Raw genomic sequence first — 1,382 nt, 5'->3', positions numbered from 1 at the left:
CGCATATTGATGACCCTTAAAATTGATTTGCTAAGTGTTAGTTCGATATTAGTTAGAGCGTAGGTAACTAATAATAAAATTGCTGTTCTACAGCGTCACAAGACAGGGCGTATCATATCTTGAGCTTTTAAAATGGTATATCGCTAATATATCAAGTCATTTTTCGTAATCCTTATATGTTCAGAGAGTAAACGGATTACATTACCCAGTGGGTAAAAATGTAATCCCCACAGGGTGGACAATTCAATCAGCTGTCGTCAGTTATCTAACGCGTCCATCAGCTTTAAAGGGCGGTAATTTATTTTGAAACCCATACCTAGGTTTAAGGGCGGTGAATTTTTAAAACCGTCACCTCGGTTTAAAGGGCGATTTTTACAAGTTTTCTCTTGGATCATTTCTATCAACGATAGCAGCAGATCGGGCTTTTTTGTGAGGTTTTATCATATCATTCAATACAAATTTACGTCAAGCATTGGTAATATTAAAAACTTTAGGCGATATAATTAAAATCCGTCATTCCCCAAAAAAACTCACGTTTTTTAGTGAATGACGGATTTTATATCGTGCCTCTTATGGGGGTTATTAGGGGGGGCAAAGCCCCCTAATAGAAGCGAACGAGAGTGAGCGGAAACCCCTCGATAGTGTTTAGTGTAATGACTGTATTGGGCGTGCGATATCGTTAATCGAACAGAGCAACTTCCCACCTAAAAAACCTAATGCGATATATCCTTACTACCGCCCTCGCCTAAAGGCTTCGGTTGCTGAATCTTTTTTAGCATTGCCATAAACGCCAACGCTAAAAAAGATTTCCACGGAAAAAATAGAAATAGGGCGAAGCCCTATATATTTCTTCTTTCTTTCTTTCTTTCTTTCTTTCTCTCTAACGCATTGATATAAAAGGATTTCTAGCTTTAAAGGTGATATAAATGATGGTTAAAGGTGATATAAATGATGGTTAAAGGTGATATAAATGATGGTTAAAGGTGATATAAATGATGGTAAAGGTGATTTTTATAATTATTTCACTTCACCTTTAGGTTAAAAAATGATACTTTATATGCCATCAATCCTATCACTTTAAGGTTGTTTTATGACCGATCTTATTATTAGAAAAGCTCATCCCATTATTGAAGCTGGGTATAGGTTAAGCCTTGCTGAACAAAGAATTATTTTGCTTAGTTTGGCAAAACTAGATAACCGAAATATAGAGCAAAGTAAGGTAACTTTATATGCAAAAGATTATGCTCAACACTTTGGAATTAGTGAAAAAATTGCGTATAGGGATCTGCTTAATGCGTCAAAGCGGTTATATGATCGTTCAATAATTCTCAAGGGGGAAGATGAAACCACAGAATTTAGATGGATTGAAAGTCGCACTAAAT

General features: G+C 35.8%; 1 protein-coding gene. It reads left to right on the top strand.

The genetic code is table 11. From position 1 onward, the window contains the following. Positions 1-1,090: 1,090 nt before the first annotated feature. Positions 1,091-1,382, top strand: a 292-nt coding sequence (locus ACFFHK_RS09770) for a replication initiation protein (RefSeq protein WP_382371933.1), incomplete at its 3' end; no start/stop codon positions are given.

This window comes from Gallibacterium trehalosifermentans, assembly GCF_042433055.1.
In the GTDB taxonomy this organism is placed as follows: Bacteria; Pseudomonadota; Gammaproteobacteria; order Enterobacterales; family Pasteurellaceae; genus Gallibacterium; species Gallibacterium trehalosifermentans.
The sequence above is the reverse complement of the archived record's forward strand: the minus strand, read 5'-3'. Positions and strand labels throughout refer to the sequence as shown.